Annotated in this window: 19 protein-coding genes, 1 tRNA gene and 1 pseudogene; 17 read left to right on the top strand and 4 right to left on the bottom strand. The window is 32.8% G+C overall.

Going from position 1 to position 19,503, the window contains the following annotated elements; genetic code table 11:
- Positions 1–296 precede the first annotated feature (296 nt).
- On the top strand, positions 297–3,005 hold the full coding sequence (gene mgtA / locus ACKJXD_RS03505) for a magnesium-translocating P-type ATPase (protein ID WP_220217062.1): 2,709 nt from the start codon (positions 297–299) through the stop codon (positions 3,003–3,005).
- A gap of 468 nt (positions 3,006–3,473) precedes the next feature.
- Here the strand turns inward: mgtA and ACKJXD_RS03500 are convergent, their stop codons facing one another.
- Entirely contained in the window at positions 3,474–3,686 is a 213-nt protein-coding gene (locus tag ACKJXD_RS03500) for a YdcH family protein (protein ID WP_294828194.1), read from the bottom strand.
- Between the two features lie 106 nt (positions 3,687–3,792).
- Here ACKJXD_RS03500 and ACKJXD_RS03495 point away from each other — a divergent pair, with 106 nt between their 5' ends.
- Together ACKJXD_RS03495 and ACKJXD_RS03490 are read left to right on the top strand one after the other, a co-directional pair.
- On the top strand, positions 3,793–5,310 hold the full coding sequence (locus ACKJXD_RS03495) for a helicase HerA-like C-terminal domain-containing protein (RefSeq protein WP_430875537.1): 1,518 nt from the start codon (positions 3,793–3,795) through the stop codon (positions 5,308–5,310).
- 70 nt (positions 5,311–5,380) lie between these two features.
- Complete coding sequence (locus tag ACKJXD_RS03490; protein ID WP_220217065.1) at positions 5,381–6,463, top strand: AI-2E family transporter; 1,083 nt, start codon at positions 5,381–5,383, stop codon at positions 6,461–6,463.
- Positions 6,464–6,484: 21 nt separating this feature from the next.
- Here ACKJXD_RS03490 and bcp read toward each other — a convergent pair whose 3' ends face one another.
- Both bcp and hemL read right to left on the bottom strand, forming a co-directional pair.
- On the bottom strand, positions 6,485–6,961 hold the full coding sequence (gene bcp / locus ACKJXD_RS03485) for a thioredoxin-dependent thiol peroxidase (RefSeq protein ID WP_430875536.1): 477 nt from the start codon (positions 6,959–6,961) through the stop codon (positions 6,485–6,487).
- Between the two features lie 69 nt (positions 6,962–7,030).
- Positions 7,031–8,326 carry a glutamate-1-semialdehyde 2,1-aminomutase gene (gene hemL / locus ACKJXD_RS03480; RefSeq protein WP_294828200.1) on the bottom strand — a complete coding sequence of 432 codons (1,296 nt, stop codon included), beginning with the start codon at positions 8,324–8,326 and terminating at the stop codon, positions 7,031–7,033.
- A 157-nt stretch (positions 8,327–8,483) separates the two neighbouring features.
- On the opposite strand from hemL, the gene erpA reads away from it, so the two are divergent.
- The 12 genes and pseudogenes from erpA (at position 8,484) to ACKJXD_RS03420 (ending at position 15,106) form a co-directional block, all read left to right on the top strand.
- Positions 8,484–8,822 carry an iron-sulfur cluster insertion protein ErpA gene (gene erpA / locus ACKJXD_RS03475; RefSeq protein WP_220217068.1) on the top strand — a complete coding sequence of 113 codons (339 nt, stop codon included), beginning with the start codon at positions 8,484–8,486 and terminating at the stop codon, positions 8,820–8,822.
- Positions 8,823–9,509: 687 nt separating this feature from the next.
- Positions 9,510–10,157, top strand: coding sequence for a hypothetical protein (locus ACKJXD_RS03470; protein ID WP_430875535.1), 648 nt, complete (start codon positions 9,510–9,512; stop codon positions 10,155–10,157).
- A gap of 103 nt (positions 10,158–10,260) precedes the next feature.
- The gene (locus tag ACKJXD_RS03465) at positions 10,261–10,512 is read left to right on the top strand and encodes a hypothetical protein (protein WP_430875534.1); all 252 of its coding nucleotides are present in this window, start codon (positions 10,261–10,263) and stop codon (positions 10,510–10,512) included.
- A gap of 12 nt (positions 10,513–10,524) precedes the next feature.
- A pseudogene (locus ACKJXD_RS03460) lies at positions 10,525–10,632 on the top strand (hypothetical protein); the annotation flags it as partial.
- Positions 10,633–10,795: 163 nt separating this feature from the next.
- A complete protein-coding gene (locus ACKJXD_RS03455) occupies positions 10,796–11,848 on the top strand; it encodes a HEAT repeat domain-containing protein (protein ID WP_430875533.1) in 1,053 nt (350 codons plus the stop codon).
- A gap of 21 nt (positions 11,849–11,869) precedes the next feature.
- Positions 11,870–12,364 carry a hypothetical protein gene (locus ACKJXD_RS03450; protein WP_430875532.1) on the top strand — a complete coding sequence of 165 codons (495 nt, stop codon included), beginning with the start codon at positions 11,870–11,872 and terminating at the stop codon, positions 12,362–12,364.
- A gap of 142 nt (positions 12,365–12,506) precedes the next feature.
- Positions 12,507–12,893: a DUF6334 family protein gene (locus ACKJXD_RS03445; protein WP_220217074.1), complete on the top strand. Its 387-nt coding sequence runs from the start codon at positions 12,507–12,509 to the stop codon at positions 12,891–12,893.
- Between the two features lie 377 nt (positions 12,894–13,270).
- Positions 13,271–13,708: a hypothetical protein gene (locus ACKJXD_RS03440; RefSeq protein WP_294828214.1), complete on the top strand. Its 438-nt coding sequence runs from the start codon at positions 13,271–13,273 to the stop codon at positions 13,706–13,708.
- A gap of 50 nt (positions 13,709–13,758) precedes the next feature.
- Positions 13,759–14,199, top strand: a complete 441-nt coding sequence (locus ACKJXD_RS03435) for a hypothetical protein (protein WP_430875531.1) — start codon at positions 13,759–13,761, stop codon at positions 14,197–14,199.
- 22 nt (positions 14,200–14,221) lie between these two features.
- On the top strand, positions 14,222–14,638 hold the full coding sequence (locus ACKJXD_RS03430) for a tetratricopeptide repeat protein (RefSeq protein WP_294828217.1): 417 nt from the start codon (positions 14,222–14,224) through the stop codon (positions 14,636–14,638).
- Positions 14,639–14,667: 29 nt separating this feature from the next.
- On the top strand, positions 14,668–14,808 hold the full coding sequence (locus ACKJXD_RS03425) for a WapI family immunity protein (protein WP_430875530.1): 141 nt from the start codon (positions 14,668–14,670) through the stop codon (positions 14,806–14,808).
- Positions 14,774–15,106 carry a WapI family immunity protein gene (locus tag ACKJXD_RS03420; protein ID WP_430875529.1) on the top strand — a complete coding sequence of 111 codons (333 nt, stop codon included), beginning with the start codon at positions 14,774–14,776 and terminating at the stop codon, positions 15,104–15,106. Before ACKJXD_RS03425 ends, ACKJXD_RS03420 begins: the two co-directional genes overlap by 35 nt.
- Positions 15,107–15,295: 189 nt before the next feature.
- Here ACKJXD_RS03420 and ACKJXD_RS03415 read toward each other — a convergent pair.
- Positions 15,296–15,383, bottom strand: a tRNA-Leu gene (locus ACKJXD_RS03415).
- Between the two features lie 425 nt (positions 15,384–15,808).
- Between ACKJXD_RS03415 and ACKJXD_RS03410 the strand changes: the two genes are divergently transcribed.
- Positions 15,809–16,279 carry a YhcH/YjgK/YiaL family protein gene (locus ACKJXD_RS03410; RefSeq protein ID WP_430875528.1) on the top strand — a complete coding sequence of 157 codons (471 nt, stop codon included), beginning with the start codon at positions 15,809–15,811 and terminating at the stop codon, positions 16,277–16,279.
- 374 nt (positions 16,280–16,653) lie between these two features.
- Positions 16,654–19,494, top strand: a complete 2,841-nt coding sequence (gene uvrA, locus ACKJXD_RS03405) for an excinuclease ABC subunit UvrA (protein ID WP_363317434.1) — start codon at positions 16,654–16,656, stop codon at positions 19,492–19,494.
- The last annotated feature ends 9 nt before the right edge of the window (positions 19,495–19,503 follow it).

The raw sequence follows: 19,503 nt of genomic DNA, 5'->3' as shown, positions 1-19,503 counted from the left end.
GAACGATATGCAATTTTTTTCACGCTATCACACAAATTCAAAACATCATTGCGCACACATTTTAATGTTGTGTTCATTACATATTTCAGAAAAGCATTTAGAACCACCGAGTTGTATCTAATTCTTAATTACTCTTTTTGCTAATTTAATTTTTTTAAGCTCAGCAATTGTTTTTTGAGCAAGCTCTGCTTTGCATTAAATCCTTAGCAAATTTACTCATTTAAGTTCTTGTTGTTATTAATTAACAATGAGTAGGCATATTTTTGTCTAAAATATTATGAATATAGGTACATAAAATGACCAAAAACACAACCAATGTTAACACAGAAGATCGTTTAGAAATAAAAGCGATTACTGAAGCTCAAAACAGCTTAGATAGTATTTTATCTAAATTTCAATCTAGCTTATCAGGCTTAACCCAAGAAAATGCAAAATCCAGATTAGAACAATATGGCAAAAACGAAGTAGCTAGAGAAAAAGTTCCATCAGTTTTAATACAATTATTGATGGCTTTTAATAACCCCTTCATTTTTGTTTTATTAATACTTGCTATCGTCAGCTTCTTTACTGATTTTTGGTTACCTTTACAAAAGGGAGAAGAGACAGATCTTACCAGTATTATCATTATTCTAACGATGGTTTCGTTGAGTGGTTTGCTTCGTTTCTGGCAAGAGTTTCGTTCAAACAAAGCAGCTGAAGCACTTAAATCCATGATTCGGACAACTGCAACTGTGTTAAGACGTCCACACAAAGATGTGAATCCTGAACATATTGAAATTCCGTTAAGCGAAATTGTCCCTGGTGATATCGTTTATTTATCTGCCGGCGATATGATTCCAGCGGATATTCGATTGATTGAGTCTCGAGATCTTTTTGTTAGCCAAGCCGTACTGACAGGCGAATCCATACCTGTTGAAAAATATGATACTTTAGGTGCGGTATCCCAAAAAACAACGGAAGAAGTTAATGTCTCGAACATAAATAAAGACAATATTTTAGACGTGAATAATGTCTGTTTTATGGGGACAAATGTTGTCAGTGGAACGGCTAAAGCAATTGTCGTTGCAACCGGAGCCGATACACATTTTGGTTCGTTGGCAAAATCGATCGTAGGTTCACGTGCAGAAACATCGTTTGATCGCGGTGTCAATAGTGTCAGTTGGTTACTGATTCGCTTTATGCTTATTATGGTGCCAATCGTTTTTGTTATTAATGGTATTTCGAAAGGGGATTGGGGTGATGCAGCCTTGTTTGCTTTAGCCGTTGCAGTAGGCTTAACACCTGAAATGTTACCTATGATTGTCAGCGCAAATCTTGCTAAAGGTGCGGTTGCGATGGCTAAACGTAAAGTGGTGGTTAAACGATTAAATGCCATTCAAAATTTTGGTGCTATGGACATCCTGTGTACTGATAAAACAGGCACATTGACCCAAGATAAAATCATATTAGAGCACCATCTTGATATTAACGGGCAAGTGGATCCCGCTGTGTTGGAATATGCATGGTTAAATAGTTATTATCAAAGCGGTATGAAGAATCTTATGGATAAAGCGATTATTCGTTTTACAGAAGAAAAAACCAGTGTCAAAAAAGTTGGAATTGGACTCTATAAAAAAATCGATGAGCTGCCATTTGATTTTGTGCGTCGTCGTTTATCTGTTGTTGTTCAAAATGGAGATGATAACCATTTAATGATTTGTAAAGGGGCGGTTGAAGAAATGCTGTCGATTTCAAGTTATATTTATGAAAATGGTGAGTATTTGCCACTAGATGAGCAACGAAAACAGGCATTAATTGAACTTGCCCATAATTATAATAAAGATGGTTTCAGAGTTTTAGCCGTTGGTTTAAAAAATATTCCTGCATCACAAACTAAAACACAATATAGTGTTCAAGATGAACAAGCGCTTGCAATACGCGGATTTTTAACCTTTTTAGATCCCCCTAAAGAGAGTGCTTATGAAGCTATTTCTGCGTTGAATGAGCATGGTGTCGGGGTAAAAGTACTCACTGGCGATAATGAAATTATCACGATTAAAGTCTGTCGAGAAGTCGGTTTGGAACCCGGTATTCCACTTCTGGGTACTGAAATTGAAAAAATGGATGATGATGAACTCAAAGAACAAATTGAGCAACGTACTATTTTTGCTAAATTAACACCTTTACAAAAATCACGAATCATCCGTTTATTACAAGAAAATGGTCATACAGTAGGCTTTTTAGGCGATGGTATTAATGATGCGCCAGCATTACGTGATGCTGATGTTGGGATTTCGGTTGATACAGCAACTGATATTGCAAAAGAATCCGCTGATATTATTTTACTTGAAAAGAGTTTAATGGTTTTAGAAGAGGGTGTAGTTTGTGGTCGAGAGACTTTTGGAAACATTATGAAATATCTCAATATGACTGCAAGCTCAAACTTTGGAAATATTTTTTCTGTCTTAGTTGCTAGTGCATTTTTACCCTTTTTGCCAATGCTTGCTATTCATCTGTTAATACAAAACCTATTATATGATATTTCCCAATTATCATTGCCATGGGATAAAATGGATGATGAGTTTTTACAAAAGCCACGCAAATGGGATGCGCAAAATATCAAAAGATTTATGATTTGGATTGGACCAACTTCATCTATTTTTGATATCACAACTTATGCATTAATGTGGTTTGTTTTCAGTGCAAATAGTATTGAAGCACAATCATTATTCCACTCTGGTTGGTTTATTGAAGGGTTACTTTCACAAACATTAGTGGTGCATATGCTAAGGACACAAAAAATTCCATTTATACAAAGTACAGCCGCTTTCCCGGTTATTGTGATGACCATACTTATTATGGCTATAGGAATTTATATTCCATTCTCACCAATAGGAAATTTAATTGGACTACAGCCTTTACCTTGGTCTTATTTTCCGTGGTTAATTGCAACACTATTGTCTTACTGTTTTGTTGCTCAGTTCATGAAGCGAATCTATGTGAAACGCTTTGGTCAATGGTTCTAAATTCCATTATTGAAAAGAAAAACGACAGGGATGTCGTTTATAAAATCGTCAAAATAATTGGTAATGTCTAAAATTTATGCTAAAGTAACCGCCAGCTAAAAATTATTGGAATTTAATAAAGAGTTCTCGCGTTAGAGAAAGCTAATAACTTTTTTTGAAAACCAAAATCTGGTGGTGTAATAATAACAACAAAAAGAGGAAATCTAATAATGAAAACTCCACACAAAAATATTATTGTATTAATTAAAAGCCGTAAGAAAAAAAGTACGCAAGCGGAAAAAAATTAATCACAAGTTCGAATTTTTTCAAATCAATTATAATTAAGTTAGTTAGATTATATAAATAAACCCCTTTTTGGGGTTTATTTTTATAAAAGGTCAAATTTAAGTAATTTTAATCACTTTAAATGTGCTAAATTACCCAATAATAGTGTTCAGCTAAAAGTCCTTAAATAAAAACATAAAATATTTATTCATTATTTTTTAAGATAGTGTGTATTTCATCTTTAAGTTTTAATTTCTGTTTTTTTAGATTTTCAATTGATTCTGATGTATCGACTTCAATCCCAGATTCAATATTTTTTATTTTCTGATCTAAAGCATTATGTTGATCAAACAGTTTTTGAAAACGTAAATCATTATTTTTCAATTTAGAAATTAATTCTCGATATTCTGGAAACATAGTCACTCCTTATGTTGGCTAACAAATGATTAAATAGAAGTTACTGCTATTTAAGCTTACAGTATTACTGATTGTTTTAATAGCAATTTTAATGAGGATTTAATATATGACTGAATCTATCGTGATTGCCAAAAGTAATGGTAAAGACCTATCTATTATAACCGCCTTAGCTAATCGTCATGGTTTAATTTCAGGGGCGACGGGCACTGGCAAAACAGTGACACTTCAAAAGATGGCGGAAAGCTTTTCTAATATAGGTGTGCCAGTATTTTTGGCCGATGTTAAAGGAGACCTTACCGGTTTAGGAGAAGAAGGGATTTTAACTGATAAACTTAAAGATAGGTTAATCAATATTGGTGTCACTAATTGGCAACCAAAATCATCGCCAATCGAATTATGGGATGTTTTTGGAGAAAAAGGAATTCCTGTTCGAAGTACGGTATCAGACATTGGTCCTATCTTACTAGCTCGTCTTCTCAATCTTAATGACATTCAATCAGATGTATTACAATTAGTTTTTAAAATATCGGATGACAATAATTTATCTTTACTTGATTTTAAAGATTTACGTGCCTTAGTGCAGTTTATTGGTGATAATGCAAAAAAATTTACTTCGGAATATGGCAATATATCGCTATCATCGATTGGCGCCATTCAACGTAGTTTGTTATCGCTTGATCAAGAAGGAGCTGAATATTTTTTAGGCGAACCAATGCTAGATATTCAGGATCTGATACAAACCAATTCTGATGGGCGCGGTATGATCAATATCTTGTCAGCTGATAGATTATATAATTCCCCAAAATTATATTCAGTTTTCCTTTTATGGTTATTATCAGAACTGTTTGAACATATGCCTGAAATTGGCGATCCAGATAAACCAAAATTAGTATTCTTTTTTGATGAAGCCCATTTATTGTTTAACGATATTTCACCTGCTTTACTTCAAAAGATTGAGCAGGTGGTAAGATTAATTCGTTCTAAAGGGGTTGGCATTTATTTTGTTACTCAAAATCCTACCGACATTCCAGACACTGTCTTGGGGCAACTTGGTAATCGTGTACAACATGCTCTAAGGGCATTCACCCCTAAGGATCAAAAAGCGGTAAAAGCAGCTGCCCAAACAATGAGAGCTAATCCTAATTTGGATACCGAAAAAGTGATTATGGAATTAGCTGTCGGTGAAGCGTTGATCTCTTTTTTAGATGAAAAAGGGCGCCCTAACATGGTAGAGCGAGGCTTTGTGATTGCACCAAATTCGAAAATAGGCCCAATTTCACCTGAAAAAATTCCAGAAATTATTCATCAATCGCCATATTACAGTAAATATGCTAATACCATTGATCGGCAATCTGCTTATGAACGAATAAAAGCGGGATTTACATTAAATGAGGGGAGTGAGACTCAATCATCAGATAATGAAAACTCGACAACATCCACAGAAAAATCAAGTAGCGGTAATTGGTTAAATATGTTAAGTTCTCTTTTTTTTGGGACTAAAGGACCACGAGGTGGGCAACAAGATGGTTTTGCCCAGAAAGTTGCAAAAAGTGCAACAAGACAAGTCGCTAATGAAATAGGTAGACGGATTACACGTGGTATTTTAGGGGGATTTAAAAAATAAATTAACCCTATCTTAGGATTAATCCGATATAGATATTAATTAAAGTAGAAGCAAAATAGGAGTGTTTGCAATGTTTAAATTATTTTTGGACTGGTATAAAAGACGATTCAGTGATCCTCATGTAGTCTCTTTGATTATGGTCATTGTTTGCCTTTTTTTTGTCCTTTATTTTTTTAATAAAATACTATTACCCGTTTTAATTGCCATTGTCCTGTCCTATTTGCTTGATACACCTGTTAATTACCTACACAAAAAAAGAATTCCAAGAACATTGGCAGTCATTATTGTATTGTTTGTTTTTCTGTTTTTTGTTTTAGCTGGATTTATGATACTTGTTCCTTTAGTTTGGAATCAAAGTATTAGCTTAATAACGAATATTCCGAAAATGTTAAATTTTGCCAATAACTTTCTCAGTTCACTGCCCGAACACTATCCGGAACTTATTGACGTAAAATTATTTGATTCTATGATTCAAGGAATAACCAGCAAAGTAGTACAAACGGGTAATTCTTTATTACAATTCTCTATCGTTTCACTTTTTGGGCTTGTTTCGGTTGCAATCAATGCTGTTCTTGTGCCGATTATGATGTTTTTCTTTTTGAAAGATAAAGCAAAAATATGGGGTTATTGTTCTCGCCTCCTTCCTAAAAATCGTGGTGTCTTAAATAAAGTTGCCGCAGAAATGGATACGCAAATTGCTAATTATATTGTAGGCAATGTCTTGCATATTCTTATTCTCGGGATTAGCGTGTATATTCCATTTTGGTTTTTTGGTTTAGATTATGGATTATTATTAGCCGTGATTGTTGGGCTATCGGTTCTAATTCCTTATATTGGCATAATTATTTCCAGTATTCCGGTTGTTCTTATTGCGCTGTTTCAATGGGGAATTAGTCCTGAATTTGGATATTTAATGCTCTTTTATGTATTGATTCAAGCTTTAGATGGTAACTTGTTAGTGCCTTGTCTGTTTTCTGAAAAATTGAATCTTCATCCTTTAGTGATAATTTTAGCGGTCATTGTTTTTGGTGGGTTATGGGGATTTTGGGGAATATTTTTTGCTATCCCTCTGGCTACTTTGGTCAAAGCCATTATAAATGCATGGCCTAATCCGGATGAAATAAATAGTCGTAATAAGGTAAAAGCAGATTAGGCTAATCTGCTTTTGCGAATTTTATTTTGGGTGGTTTTTGAGATAATCTAAAACCACTTCATGATGATTACTGGTTTTAAAATCATCAAAAACTTGTTCGATTTTTCCATCTGTATCAATTAAGAAACTGATACGGTGAATACCATCATAAGTTTTTCCCATAAACTCTTTTTCACCCCAAGTACCAAAAGCCTCACATAATTCGTGATTTTCATCAGAAAGCAAAGTAAAGTTTAAAAGCTCTTTTTCTGAAAATCTTGATAATTTTTCGGGCTTATCTGTACTAATACCAATGATTACAACATTATATTTTTTTAAATCCTCGGCACAGTCTCGTAAATTACAGGCTTGCACGGTGCACCCTGGTGTCATGGCTTTGGGATAGAAATAGATCAACATACGCTGACCTTTAAAGTCTTTAGAGCTTATTTGCTCTCCATCTTGGTCAGGCAACGAAAATTGAGGTGCTTTTTCACCTTTTTTAAGTGGATTAACCATAAATTAATTACCTATGTTAATAGTTTAATATTCTAATCGCTAAAGGTATCAAAACTTTGTGTCATCAATTTAACTTATCTTACTAAAAAAACGACTTGCTGCTTCAATCGTATGATTGATTTCTTTATCTGAGTGCATAAGTGACATGAAACCTGCTTCAAAAGCTGATGGTGCAAAGTAAACACCTTCAGTGAGCATATGATGATAGAATTTTTTGAATAATTCAATATCACAATTCATTACATCTTGATAACTGCTTACTTCGAAAGCATTTGTAAAGAAAAATCCGAACATAGCACCAGCTTGATTGACAACAAAAGGGATTTTATGCTGTCTGGCAGCCGATAAAAGCCCATTGGTTAGCGTTTTGGTTTTCTCCTCTAATTCTTGATAAATACCTACATCCATTAATTTGGTTAAGGTTGCATAACCTGCTGCCATAGCTACTGGATTACCCGAAAGCGTGCCTGCTTGATAAATTGGGCCTGTCGGAGCAAGTTGTTGCATAATATCGGCTCGACCACCAAAAGCGCCAACTGGCATCCCTCCACCAATAATTTTACCTAGACAAGTCAAATCGGGGACAATGTCATAATAATCTTGCGCTCCACCTAGTGCTACCCTAAAACCTGTCATCACTTCATCAATAATTAACAATGCCCCATATTCATCACAAAGCGCTCTTAATCCTTGTAAAAACGATTTTTTAGCAGGTATGCAATTCATGTTGCCGGCTACAGGCTCAATAATAATTGCTGCAATATCATTTGGGTATTGTTCGAATTGCTTTTTGACCGATTCAAGATTGTTATAATCACATACTAAAGTATGTTTTACAAAATCATTAGGAACACCAGGTGAAGTAGGGTGACCGAAAGTAAGCGCTCCCGATCCAGCTTTGACTAATAGATAATCTGCATGTCCATGATAACAGCCTTCAAATTTAATGATTTTATCTCGCCCCGTAAAGCCTCGAGCCACACGTATTGCGCTCATTGTTGCTTCGGTACCAGAGTTTACCATACGGAGCATTTCAATCGATGGCATAATCTCTGTGACTAAATTTGCAACTTTAGTTTCGATTTCGGTTGGCGCACCAAAACTGAGTCCATGATGAACAGCTTGAATAACTGCGTTAGCAACATCAGGATCATTGTGTCCAAGAATCATTGGCCCCCATGAACCTACATAATCGATATAAGCATTTTGATCAACGTCATATATATAAGCACCATTGGCACGTTCAATAAATAATGGCGTTCCACCAACACCATTGAAAGCCCGTACCGGTGAATTTACTCCACCAGGCAAAACAGATAAAGCTTGGTGAAAATATTTTTCGGATTTTAATGACTTTGTTAACATATTCTGTGTTCTCATTGAAGAAATATGGTGGTATTTATTCATAGTTTTAAAATTATTTCAAGCAACCTAACAAAAATTTAAATAATAGAATTTTTCATTTTGTAATTTCATTTTTGGACAGTATATAATAAGCAGATCTAGATAGTAGGAGAAGAAAATGAGCAATGCTTTACCAATTAACTTTACTGATGCTGCTGCAAATAAAGTAAAGACTCTAATTACTGAAGAGGAAAACCCAAATCTTAAGTTAAGAGTCTATATCACTGGCGGTGGATGTAGTGGGTTTCAGTATGGTTTTACATTTGACGAAAAAGTAAATGAAGATGATTTGGCGATCGAAAAAAATGGTGTCTCATTAGTTATCGATCCTATGAGTTTACAATACTTAGTTGGCGGAACAATAGATTACGTAGAAGGTCTACAAGGTTCACGCTTTGTTGTCGATAATCCTAATGCAACAACGACTTGTGGTTGTGGCTCTTCATTTAGTGTCTAATGACTAGACTACTTGTATTGAATTTTCTAATCAAATTTATAAAACATTGATTTAGAAAAGTGACAATGTCACATTTGACTGGTTATCTATTCAAATTTTATCTCATATCAACTGCCATATGGCAGTTTAGCCAAAGTTTATTAAGTTTTTATCCAGTAATTAAAGTAAATTTTGTAGGATAACTTAAAGCGAATGGTTATGGGCAGCGCTGTTTTCTTAGAAGAATTAAATGTAATCAATATCTAATTAGTGGTTAGAAATATCCGCAAACAGATAGACACCACCTTACAAATAGAACCGGAAGACGAAACCATTTAAATCACCGCCGCCCCCTTTTTACACAAAAGATGGCTGGAAAGACGCCACCGACCTCACCGAACAAGACCAAATACAAACCAAAATAAAAAAATGGTACCGCGTAAAAAGACAAAACCTTTTTTATAAGTCTATAATTTTGAAGTAGAAGAGTGGCACACCTACTTTGTTGGCAAACTCGCTTGGCTAGTGCATAATGCGCAGCCTTGTTTTTCTACAATGATAAGAGAATCCCAAACATGGTATCTCTTGGTGATAAGGTTTACCTCCATGTAGATAATATGAAGGGGTATCGGGGGATATTTTAAAATATGCATCTAAAAAGGTGTAAGTATAATTGATGATATTTCAGTATTATTCAAAAAGTGATTAATGATGAGCAAATATAACTTTCAGTTTAAAGAATACAATTGGATAAAGAAGAGTTTAAATTCAGAAGAAAACACACTCAACAATATCAAAGAAAACTATTTAGATAATAATCTTAACAAAGAAGAATTAGAGTTAATTAAAAATCCTAAAAAATGGGCTGAATATGCCTTTTCAAGCCACAATCATCAACAATATTATGTGACAATCTTAGCCGGAGAAACTCCTTTAGCTTGCATAAACAATTCATTTTATGGAATTGACATTAGCTTTTTAAAATATAATCACGAAGGAGAATTGGTAAAATATTTATGGATGGTATACAACAGATACAATATGGATTTATATTTTAAAACAAATAAATTAATAAATTGGGATGATAATAATTTATTTTTATCTCAAGTGGAGGTAACAAAAGAAGATATAAAAAATAAAATCCATAATAAAGCATTATTTAAGTATAGTAAAAAATTGCTAAAATGGACATCAGTTCTTAACAATAAACAAGATGGTACTTATAAACGAGAAGATAAAGAAACAAAAGTCAATTTGACTGGTAATTTTATTCGTTCACCTAAACATTATTTAGATTACGAATATTTATTAGATTATCAAAACATTTTAAAACCTGAATATTTAAATTTACCATAATATTTTATAGTGCATTCTTTTAGTTATTAAAAAAACCGAACGTAATGCGGAAAAATTTTCAAAGAAGTTTTAAAATGAACTAAAAAGAATTAAGAAAATCATTATGATAAAGGTTGAAAATTTAATAGGATTATCCATAACGCAGTTTTTCTGTAAAAAATTTGATTCCAATTCGACAGGTTATACTGAAATAGTCGTGCAAATATCAAACTATTATCTACAAATTACTGTGAATGATTATACTGATGAACTTATCGTTCATATTCCTTCCCTAATAGAAACTAACCAATATTTTATTCCAGATTGGTCAAATAATTTCACAAATAAATCCCTAATGCAACTTTGGGGCATTTAAAATGAAAAAGGATATTCTGATTTAGTCTGTCTAGGTATTGATGAAGTCATACCTAGTATCGTTTTTTCTTCTTTAGCTTCTGAAATAAAAGTCGGATTAGTCAATTATGGTTCAGTTTAATGACAGCAATTAAAGAACTGATAAATAATACAAAAACTGAATTTTATTTCCTCGATCAGCCAACTAAAGTGATTTTGGAGAAGAAAGATCATCACCTTTCAATAATAATATATAATGATAAGAAAAATTTTGAATTTCTTAATCCTTTTAGGACACCAGTGGTATGAATATAGAAGAATTAAAAGCGAAGTATGAAAAATACATTGGAACAGATGAGTTTATGGATCATGTTTTTGAATTAAAAAAAGATTTGTTAGCGTCAGATTCCAATGAATTTTTAGAATATCATTATTTATTAATGAACAATAAGAATTTGGATAGTGGTGAAAGAGACTTAATAAAATCTTTCTTTTACTCAGAAGTCGTTAATGAAAGAGATAAAACTAAAGTCGGTGAGTTTCTATTAAAAAAATTTGAACAAGAAAAAACACACCAAAAGCAAGCAGAATTGATTAAAATTTTAGGACATCTAAGATATTCTAAAGTCAAAAAACTCGCCATCCAAGAAATAAAATCGCCTGAATATGAGTTACGCTTTGCCAGTATCATTGTATTGGGCTGGATTGGTAATTCAAAAGACTTAGGGTATTTGAATGAACGTATGTTAAATGATCCGGAAGGAACATTACGTCAATGTGGCGCTGCTGCGATGAGGCAAATTTGGTTTCGTCATAAATCAACGAAATTAAAAATAACCCAATATATCAATAGTGCGATAAGAAATGAAACAAATCCCGATGCTTTAACCGGCATGATTATCACGATTCAAGATTTATATAGAAAGAAATTAGGAATTAAAGAAAGTCATTATGGCGATCTATCGGGAGATGTTACCAAAGCAAAAGAAAAATGTATTAAAGAGTTAGATAAAATTGAGTTAAAGATGAAATTATTTTTATATGACATTGAAACAGACGAAGAAATAGAACCCGAAGAATATACATTAGATGAAGCATTAGATGAATTTTATTACCTGTCGGAAGAGGAAGACTCTTTTTTAGGAATTATAGATGATGAAGATAGATGTATTCAGTTTCTATTTGTTTCCGACAATAAATGGTTGGTAGACATTCCGCGAGTTGCTGAAAATTATACCCTACAAAAATATGCAGATTATGATGAATGTGTAGATATGATTGAAAAAGTATATGAATTAAAAGAAATAGTCCAGTTTTCGGGAATGAAAAAAGTAGAATTAAGGAAAATCAATGATTAACCTTATATTAAATACATCATTATGAAATTTGATTTAATCATTGAAAAACCATTAACGAAACTAACTGACTTTAAGTTTGAGTTATATGATAAAGATTCCTTAACAGAGGCACTTTCTATCATTGAAGATGCTATTTATGAAACTCATAAAATAAAGTTTTATTTCAATTCACTAGGTGAAGCATGGAACGTTACTGTATTTGGTGATCTCTCTGTTTTTCTGGAACAATTAGATGATATATTAAAAGTCACAAAAGGTATTAAAAAACAACATATCTTAGATTTTTACGAAGTAGGAACAAATAGAAAATTACTTTTAATTCATGATAAAAAAATAGTTGAAATTAAAAACATTTCAACTACTGGTTGGACCCCTTCTATAACCGCTGAAACACAAGATAATTTAGATATTCAAATATTATTTTTTGTTAACAAATTGAAAAGTATTATAGAAATAATATGCCCAGAAGTGAATCAAATAGCTAAAATAAAAGAATGGTATAATTCATTTCAATAAAATGAAAATACAAAACATAAAATATATTGATGAACTCACTAATAAATATGCTTCCGGTACGGTTATTTAAAATACCGAACATAATGCGGGAAAAATTCTGGAGAAGTTTTAAAATGTGCTAAAAAGAATTAAGAAAATCATTATGATAAAAATCGAAAACTTAATAGGATTATCCATAACTCAGTTTTACTGTAAAAAATTTGATTCCAATACCACAGGTTATATTGAAATAGTAGTACAAATATCCAAATATTTTTTACAAATTACTGTGAATGATGATACCGATGAACTTATTGTTCATATTCCTTCCCTAATAGAAACTAACCAATATTTTATTCCAGATTGGGCAAATAATTTTACAAATAAATCCCTCATGCAACTTTGGGGCATTGAAAATGAAAAAGGATATTCTGATTTACTCTGTCTAGGTATTGATGAAGTAATACCTAGTATCGTATTTTCATCTTTAGCTTCTGAAATAAAAGTCGGATTAGTCAATTATGAAATTGAGAATTGTAAAATTAAATGAGACAAGTAGAAAATTGGCATACCTACTTTGTCGGCAAACTCGCTTACCCGGTAAAAACAGCAAAACCGGCAGGGAGGTATTTGAAAGGATGATGCAAGGATTAGAAAGGCAGGAAATCAGCGAATTAAAGAATTTTGGGATAAACATTCTAATAAGTGGAGAAATATAAAAGATGCGGATATGTCCCATATAGAAGATGCCGTAAGTTGGTGGAACAGAGAAGGACGAAAATTTGGCCCCAAAAGCAAAGAAGTACGCAAATGGATGTTAGACAGCAAAAATTACGAACTCGAATATTATAGAATTAACCGTAGCAGGGGAGGAATGTTAAACGAAACGTATAAACCTCCGCTAAAATAAAAACAGAAATAAAAATTATGGCAAGTATAGAATTACCGGAAGAACTACAAAGTAAAATTAATACATTAGTTTTAAAAGCAAGAGATAGCATACAAAAGAAACACTATTCAGAATTTATCAAATTCCAATATGAAAAGTGGGATCTATTACCTGAACCTAAAAGTCAATGGGAAGAAAGTTATAGAATAGCAAAAACAATGATTACATTTTTCATAAAATATAATATTAATTTTTCAGAAGCTAAAAAATGGTTAATGACGTTAAAAAAACTAGATGATATCCAAAAACAACATCCAGGTGAATTTTTTTTAATGAAAGGTAAAATTGAATATGAGGAAAAAAAATATGATGAAGCTTTTAAATCTTTTTCTATTGCTTTTACAAAATCAGAAGGTCATTGTTTTGGACAAGAAGATGGAATTTATCAAGAGTTTTATTTAGAATACAAGAAGTAGTAACAAATATACCTACAAACCTCCGCTAAAATAAAAAAGGGATAAAAATTATGGCAGTATTGGACAAAAAATTACAGGATGAAATTGAAACATTAACCGATTTGGCCTATGAAAAGTTTCTAAACAATGAAATTGAAGAATCTTTTATTTTATCAGAACAAGCATGGGACTTATATCCAGATCCCAAAGAAAATTGGAATGAGGCTTATAATACAGCTAGTTCAATTGTTGATGATTGTCTTAAAATTAAAGATTTTGAACGTGCAAAAAAATGGCTTAATAATATGATTATGGTTAATAACAACTTGCATCTTAATGATGAAGACTTAAATTTCTATCTTGGAAAGTATTTTTTTGAAATAGGTGATTATTTAAAAGCTAAAGAAGAATGGGATAATGCTGTATCTTTAGCAGGATATAGAGTTTTTGAAGGTGAAGACCCTAGATACATAGATTTTTACCGACATCCTGAAAAGTATATAAAAAATTAGACATATAAAGGATATAAACGATATGGAATTAACAGATGAATTATACATTCAAATTGTTTCTGAATTAGAAGAAGGAGACCTATACGCCGAAGCAGGAAAATTTAAAAAAGCGATTGAAAAATACGAATCTGCTTTAAATTTAGTTCCTCTCCAAAAAGAAGACTGGGAAATTAGTTTACATATTTACACGGCAATGGCAGATAGTTATTTCAATCTAGGCAATTTTCAACAAGCCAATAACAACTATGAACAAGCTTTAAAATGTCCTGACGGATTAAGAAACGGCTATGTATGGTTAGGGCTTGGAGAAACGTATTATGAATTAAATAATATAGATAAAGCTAAAGATGCATTGATGAGCGCTTATATGCTTGAAGGAAAAGAAATATTTGAAGACGAAGACAATAAATACTTTTCTCTAATACAAGATTATATTTGATAAATAATTTGTTTATTAAACTCTGGTAAATGGTAATTCTAAAAAATAAGAATAAAGACCCTAAACTAAATGTAGAAGATTATGGTTATCCATTTTCCAGAGAATATTGGGATTCTAATTGGCTCAGTATTAATATTGAAATTAAAGATTTCAAGACAATCTTTTTTTGATAATAAAGACAATTGTCTTTTAACAATAGAATTAGTTAAATTAAAAGAATGGTTAAGTTATTTGAAAAATATCAATTTTGATGAAGCTGATGAAATTCTTTTTATGGAACCCATCTTATCGATTAAATTTAAGAATAATCAGCTTGAAATAGTTTTAAGGTATAAATTAAACCCTAAATACATAGAGGATTTTGATTCGGAATATTCATTGTTCTTTAGCGTTAATCAAAAAGAAATACTGAATATCATTGCACAACTAGAACGCTATATTAAAAAATATCCGGAAAAACAAATATGAACTATTCAGAATTTAAAGAAAACCTAAAAAAATAACGAATTAAAATGTACCCGTATTTGTACCCGTAAAAAATTTAGATTGATAGAAAAGTGATTAAATGGATTAGGATAGTCGAAATCTACAACGCTTTATATAATATAAGTTTTACAGAGATATGGATAAAAGTGAAGAAAAATAAGAAAATTATAATGGTGCCCGGGGCGAGACTTGAACTCGCACGGCCAAAAAGGCCGAGGGATTTTAAATCCCTTGTGTCTACCGATTTCACCACCCGGGCTCGAAACTGATTACTAAAAAGTAAATGCGTTTTGAATGGAGAGCATTTTACCCATCTTAATTTTAACGTCAATAGAAAAATAAAAAAAATTGATTAATTGCACAATGTTTATCATTTTTTCGGTTAAGGATTGAAGAATTTTCTAATCTGGTTGAATTTATGAGCGATAAAAAAAGATGAACAATGTTAAGAAAATAAACAATAGCTTTCTAACAAACAAAGGAATGGCAAAATTAAAAAAAGAGTTTTTGAACTTTAATAATTGAAAGTGTCATCAATTATAAATATTTATTGAAACTATAGTTATTTTGAACCTATTCATCGAGTGATTTAACTATAAATAATCGAGAGTAAAGTATATACTTCTAAAAAATTTATATTATTCCAGCTTGTAAATTATCATTGTTCAACAAGGATCAATAAATATGATTATAGGTAATATTAACCATTTAAATTTAGTCCCTTATTTGCCCGCTAAAATAAAACAATCGATCGAATATATCAAAGATAATGTTAATCAAAATACGCCTATTGGACGTTATGAAATTGACGGTGATAAAATATTTTTTATGCTATCAGATAGTACAACACGTCACATTGATCAGGCTAACCCTGAATATCATCAAAAATATATTGATGTACAAATTGTTCTAGATGGTCCAGAAGGTATGGCGATTAATACCTTACCACCTTATACCAACATGCTCGATGATCAACTTACAACCAATGATATTGCATTTGTTGAAACGCCGAAGGAAGAAACATTACTCGTTTTGCATTCAAACGATTTTATTATCTTTTTTCCTAATGAGGTACATAAGCCTTTGTGTGCGTTGGTCAATGAAATCACCAACGTACGTAAAGTTGTAATTAAAATTGCCTTAGATTGTCTCTAAATTAGGATTAATGCTCTAAATTGATTTATTTGGAGCAGGCTAATATCAGATGACTACTTAAACCTCATCTAAACAGATAAATTTATGATATAGAGATAGCGCGTTAAATATTATGCTAACCACGGAAAATAAGCTTATATAGGCACATTTAGCTTAAATGTTTAGATACGATTATCTTATTATGAAATTTAGCATTGTGTATTGCATATTGATTTTATTTATTAAATTAGTTGTTCAAATATAGATTTTGCATTGCATATTAACTTATCAAATATCAATTAGTACTATATTTCATCACTCATTACTGGTATAATATACAGTTAATTTTTCATTTGAATTGTTCAAAAAACATACTTAAGAAGAGATCTATGTCAATTAAAGATATCGATATTCGAGGTGCGAGAACGCACAACTTAAAAAATATTAATGTCATTATTCCACGCGATAAACTTGTCGTTATTACCGGGCTTTCAGGTTCTGGTAAATCTTCATTAGCATTTGATACGCTTTATGCAGAAGGGCAACGGCGTTATGTCGAGTCGTTATCTGCTTACGCACGACAGTTTTTATCATTAATGGAAAAACCCGATGTTGATCACATTGAAGGATTATCACCAGCGATTTCAATTGAACAAAAATCTACATCGCATAATCCTCGTTCAACGGTCGGTACGATTACTGAAATTTATGATTACCTCAGGTTACTTTTTGCCCGAATAGGGGAACCTCGTTGTCCGAATCATAATTTACCGTTAGCAGCGCAAACAGTATCGCAAATGGTCGATAGCATTATGGCATTACCAGTTGAAAATCGGTATATGCTACTCGCACCGGTGGTGACTGAACGTAAAGGTGAATTTGTTAAGCTATTTGAACAACTTTCAGCAAGTGGCTATATACGGGTAAGGGTAGACGGTGATGTATATGATTTATCTGATCCTCCACAACTTGAATTACAAAAGAAACACACTATTGAAGTTGTCGTCGACCGTTTTCGTATTCGTGACGATCTAAAATTACGTCTGGCAGAATCAATTGAAACAGCATTATCCATTACCAATGGTATAGTTAAAGTAGCCAACTTGGATGATCCAAAAGCTGAAGAAAAAATATTTTCGGCTAATTTTGCCTGCCCTATCTGTGGTTACAGCATTTCTGAATTAGAACCTCGTTTATTTTCATTTAATAATCCAGCAGGTGCATGTCCAGAATGTGATGGTTTAGGTGTTCAACAGTACTTTGATCCTAAACGCATTGTACAAATGCCTGAAGTTTCATTAGCTGCGGGGGCAATAAAAGGATGGGATCGTCGTAATTTCTACTATTTTCAGATGTTAAAATCGTTAGCAGATCACTATAAATTTGATATTGATAAGCCTTACGAAAAATTACCTGAAAAAATAAAAGATATTTTATTAAATGGTTCAGGTAGTACCGAAATTACGTTTGTTTATACCAATGATCGTGGTGATGTTGTTAAACGTAAACATACTTTTGAAGGTATTATAAATAACTTAACGCGTCGCTACAAAGAAACCGAATCACAAACGATTCGTGAAGAGTTAGCTAAATACATCAGTAACCGCCCATGTCCTTGTTGTCATGGTTCAAGGTTATGTACAACCGCAAGACATGTATTTATTAACGATACAAATTTACCGACAATTAGTGATTTAAGTACTCAACAAGCAAAAGAATTTTTTGACAACTTAGTGTTAACAGGTCAACGCGCCCAAATTGCAGAAAAAATTCTGAAAGAAATTAATGACCGATTGCAGTTTTTAATTAATGTTGGACTTAATTATTTAACGTTATCACGTTCGGCAGAAACCTTATCCGGCGGTGAAGCGCAACGTATTCGCTTAGCCAGTCAAATCGGTGCCGGTTTAGTTGGTGTAATGTATGTACTTGATGAGCCTTCTATCGGTCTCCATCAGCGTGATAATACTCGCTTAATTGATACATTGACTCATTTACGTGATTTAGGTAATACCGTCATTGTGGTTGAACACGATGAAGAAGCGATTATGGCTGCCGATTACGTGATTGATATTGGTCCAGGGGCAGGGGTTCACGGGGGCGAAGTTGTGGCTCAAGGAACACCTAAACAAATTATGGAAAATAATGCATCGCTAACAGGAAAATATTTATCCGGTAAAGAAAAAATCGAAATCCCCGCAACACGTACTAAAGTTGATAAAAAACGGATGTTATCGCTTATTGGGGCAACGGGTAATAATCTTAAAGATGTCACATTAAATATTCCGGTCGGACTTTTCACCTGTATCACTGGGGTATCGGGATCGGGCAAATCCACTTTAATTAATGATACTTTATACCCACTCGCTCAAAATGAACTCAATGGCGCTGAAAAAAGTGATATTGCACCTTATAAATCCATTAAAGGTCTTAACTTTTTTGATAAAGTTATCGCGATAGATCAAAGCCCGATTGGACGAACGCCACGTTCAAATCCTGCTACTTATACCGGATTTTTTACATCGATTCGTGAGCTTTATGCAGGGGTACCTGAAGCACGAGCCAGAGGGTATAATCCGGGGCGATTTAGCTTTAATGTAAAAGGTGGACGTTGTGAGGCTTGTCAAGGCGATGGCTTAATTAAAGTTGAGATGCACTTTTTACCTGATATTTATGTGCCATGTGATCAATGTCATGGTGCACGCTATAATCGTGAAACGCTTGAGATTAAATACAAAGGTAAATCTATCAACGAAATTTTAAATATGACCGTTGAAGAAGGGCGTGAATTTTTTGATGCGGTTCCAATGATCTCTCGAAAATTACAAACCCTGATTGATGTTGGTTTGGCTTACATTACCATTGGTCAATCAGCAACGACATTATCGGGTGGGGAAGCTCAGCGAGTTAAATTAGCTAAAGAACTATCAAAACGTGACACCGGTAGTACGCTCTACATTTTAGATGAGCCAACAACTGGTTTGCACTTTGCCGATGTTAAACAATTACTTGCACAATTGCATACTTTACGTGACAAAGGTAATACTATTGTCGTCATTGAACATAATTTAGATGTCGTCAAAACCGCTGATTGGATCGTGGATCTTGGGCCAGAAGGGGGAAATGGTGGCGGTGAAATAATTGCCGAAGGTACACCAGAAGAGGTTGCAAAATCGAAAATATCTTATACAGGACAATATTTAAAACCTCTGTTAGAAAAACAAAAAAATAAGTAAAATAGTCTG

The organism is Gilliamella sp. G0441 (genome assembly GCF_050589305.1).
Lineage (GTDB): Bacteria > Pseudomonadota > Gammaproteobacteria > Enterobacterales > Orbaceae > Gilliamella.
This window is presented reverse-complemented; position numbering and strand designations above follow the sequence as displayed.